The organism is Nonomuraea sp. NPDC048881, from assembly GCF_040649795.1.
GTDB lineage: Bacteria > Actinomycetota > Actinomycetes > Streptosporangiales > Streptosporangiaceae > Nonomuraea.
Genome location: NZ_JBEZGC010000033.1, coordinates 1 through 3,267, shown reverse-complemented (window position 1 = coordinate 3,267; position 3,267 = coordinate 1). Strand labels below are relative to the sequence as shown.

3 protein-coding genes are annotated in these 3,267 nt (G+C 78.4%); all 3 read left to right on the top strand.

Going from position 1 to position 3,267, the window contains the following annotated elements; all coding sequences use genetic code 11:
• The coding region (locus AB0C33_RS49095; protein ID WP_358302086.1) for a lanthionine synthetase LanC family protein at positions 1-1,168 on the top strand (1,168 nt) is incomplete at its 5' end.
• Positions 1,165-2,910, top strand: a complete 1,746-nt coding sequence (locus tag AB0C33_RS49090) for a prolyl oligopeptidase family serine peptidase (RefSeq protein WP_358302083.1) — start codon at positions 1,165-1,167, stop codon at positions 2,908-2,910. The genes AB0C33_RS49095 and AB0C33_RS49090, both read left to right, overlap by 4 nt.
• Before the next feature lie 87 nt (positions 2,911-2,997).
• Entirely contained in the window at positions 2,998-3,120 is a 123-nt protein-coding gene (locus AB0C33_RS49085) for an ALQxL family class IV lanthipeptide (RefSeq protein ID WP_189652211.1), read from the top strand.
• Positions 3,121-3,267: the final 147 nt, after the last annotated feature.

The window sequence follows — 3,267 nt, the reverse complement described above, 5'->3', positions numbered from 1 at the left end:
CGACACCCCGAACCTGGACACCCCGAACCTGGACACCCCGAACCTGGACACCCCGAACCTGGACACCCCGAACCTGGACACCCCGAACCTGGACACCGCGGATCTGGGCACCCAGGTCCTGGGTACCGGCGAGGTCGGGCGGGGCGAGGTCGTCGCCGCGTTGCGGCACGGCGCGGCCTGGACGCTCCGGCGGCTGGGCAGTGAGGCCAGGCCGTCGCCGGGGCTCCACTTCGGCCGGGCCGGCATCGCCTGGGGGCTGTACGAGGCCGGCCGCGCCCTCGGCGACGACGCGCTGCGCACGGCGGGCGCCGACCTCGCGCTGACCCTGCCGACGTCGTGGCCGAACCCGGACGTCTGCCACGGCCTGGCCGGCACCGGCCTGGCCCTGCTGCACCTCTGGCGGGCCACCGGCGACGAGCGCTTCCGGGAGCGGGCGACGCGCTGCGCGGACGCCCTGGTGGCGAGCGCCGAGCGCACCCCCGGCACCGTGCTGTGGCCCATCCCCGAACGTTTCCCGTCGGCGCTGGCCGGCGCCGTGCACTACGGCTTCGCCCACGGCGTCGCGGGGATCGGGACCTTCCTGCTCTCCGCCGCCGCCCCGGATGGCGACGAGTACCTGGAGACGGCCCTGCTCGCCGGGCGGACGCTGCTGGCCGCCGCCCAGCGCACCGGCGCGGCGGCCTGGTGGCCGGAGTTCCCCGGCGGTGGCGTCCGGATGACGCACTGGTGCAGCGGCTCCTCCGGGGTCGGCAGCTTCCTCCTCCGGCTCCACTCCGTCACCGGCGAGCCGGACTTCCTGGACGCCGCGAAGGCCGCCGCCGTCGCCGTCCGCGGCTCCCGGCTGTCGTCGGGGACCGCCGCCTGCCACGGGCTGGCCGGTGACGGGCAGTTCCTGCTGGACATGGCCGGCCTGCTGGGCGACGAGGACCACCGCGCCCAGGCCGCGGAGCTGGCCGCCTGCCTGGAGGCGCGGGCGGTGCTGCGGGACGGGCTGCTGGTGGTGCCGGACGAGAACGGCGACACGGTGAGCTTCGGCTGGAACACCGGTCTGGCGGGCGTCCTGGACTTCCTGCTGCGGCTGCGTCACGGCGGCCCGCGTCCGTGGACGGCCGACGTCCCGGCACCGGAACCGGCACTGGAACCGGCACCCGCACCGGCGGGGTCGTGAGCGGGACGATGCTCCGGCTGGGGTTCCGGTTCTCCGGCCTGGGGCGGTACGCCGTGTGCCTGACCGCCGAGGGCCGCCGTCCCCTGGCGCCGGAGTTGTGGGACCTGACCGGCGCGCGTCCCCGGTCCCGCGTCCTGCGTTCCTGGGACGGCGAGAGCGCCGCGAGCACCGCGGTCCCGACGGACGACGGCGCCGTCCTGCTGAGCCGCGCCGGAAGCGGGGGGACGCACCGGCTGCTCCTCGTCGTCCCGGACCGGGACGGCACCGGCTGGTCGGCGCACGACCTGGCCGCCGTCACGGGGGGCGGGCTCAGGCTGGTGGCGGGCCGGGGCGCGGGAACCGCCGCGCTGGCCTTCCGCACGACCCCGGCGGGCGGCACGGCCGTGTGGCGGCTGTCCGGCCGGGCCGAGCCGCCCGAGCTCGTGGCCGGTGTGCCGGGGCCGCTGGCCGGGGGCGTCTGGCTCGACACGTCCGGCAGGCTGCTGGCCGTGGCCGTGCCGGCCGGCCCCCGGACGCGCACGGTGGTGCTGGACCTGTCCGACGGCGCCGTGGCCCCGCTGCCCGGCCTGGAACGGCGCGAGCGCCTGCTGCTCGCCGCCCCGGAAGCAGGCGTCCTGCTGACCGCCCGCGAGACCCCGGACGGCCACCGCCTGGGCATCCGCCCGCGCGACGCGGACGCGCCCACCGTCTTCCCCGAGGAGCTGAACGCCGTCGAGGGCGCCGTCACCCCGCTCGCCCTCGACCCGGCCGGCCGGCAGCTGGCCTTGGCGGTCACCGCGGGGGTGCGCTGCCGCGCCGTGCTGTACGACCTGGCCGAGGGCGGTTTCCGGGAGGCGGGGCCGGCGACCGGCACGATCCTGCCGATGGCCGCCTGGAGCGCGGGCGGGCTGCGGCTGGTGCGTTCCGCTCCCGGCCTGCCGCCGCACGTGGTGACGGTCCCCGGGCCGGACGGCGGCGGGACCGGCCGGGCGGACGCCGCCGCGCGCCGCTTCGACGGCCCGGCCGGACCCGTCGAAGCCGTCGTCTACGGCGACCCCGTCGCCGCCGGGCGGGTGGTGCTGGCCCTGCACGGGGGCCCCGAGTCGGCCTGGCGGCTCGGCCACGACCCGCTGTTCCAGCGGCTGGCCGACGAAGGCGTCGCCGTGGTCGCGCCCAACCAGCGCGGCAGCACCGGGTACGGGCCCGCCCACCGCGACGCGATCCGCGGCGCCTGGGGCGGACCGGACCTGGCCGACGTCCTGCACCTCGGCCGCGCCCTGACGGCCGCCCGCGGACCCGGCGCCGATCCGCCCCTGTTGTACGGCGTGAGCTACGGCGCCCACCTCGCCCTGCTCGCCTCCGCCGCGGAACCGGGCCTGTGGTCCGGCGCCGCCGTCGTCGCGCCGTTCCTGTCCGGGCGGGAGCTCCACGCCGACGGGCCGCCGCTGGTCCGCAACATGCTCGACCGGCTCGGCGGCTGCGCGGAGATCGACGACGACCTCGGGCCGCGCGACCTGATCCGGCTGGCCGACCGGCTGCACGGCCCGCTGCTGGTCGTCCACGGCGAGCGGGACGCGACCATCCCCGTCGGCCACTCCCGGCGGCTGCGGGACCGCCTGGCGCGGGCCGGTCCCGGCGGGCCCGAGCTCACCTACGTCGAGGTGCCCGGCGCCGGACACGACCCGCTGACCGGACCGGACGGCCACCTCGTGCTCGACCGCCTGGTCGCCTTCCTCCGCCGCCGCTCCCCGCGGCGCCCATGATCCCGCCGGCCGGCGTCCTCACCCGGCGCCGGGCCGGTGGCAAGGCCCGCACCCGCGGGCTCCACACCGAAGAAGAAGGAGAAACCGATGGAACTCGACATCACCGCGCTCGACATGCTCCCCGCCCGCGAGGAGTCCGGCCTGGCCGCCTGCCAGGTCTCCAGCTTCACCTGCGAGAACGAGGGCAACAGCTGCTACGTCACCAGGTGACCCCCCGGTCCTGACCCTGCGTCGGGACCCGTCCCCCAGCGGTGGGGGGGGGGCGGGGGGGGGCGCCCCCCCCCCCCCCCCCCCCCCCCCCCCCCCCGGCCGGGGATGACGGGCGCATGGAACTACGGCACCCGCCCCCCCCCCCCC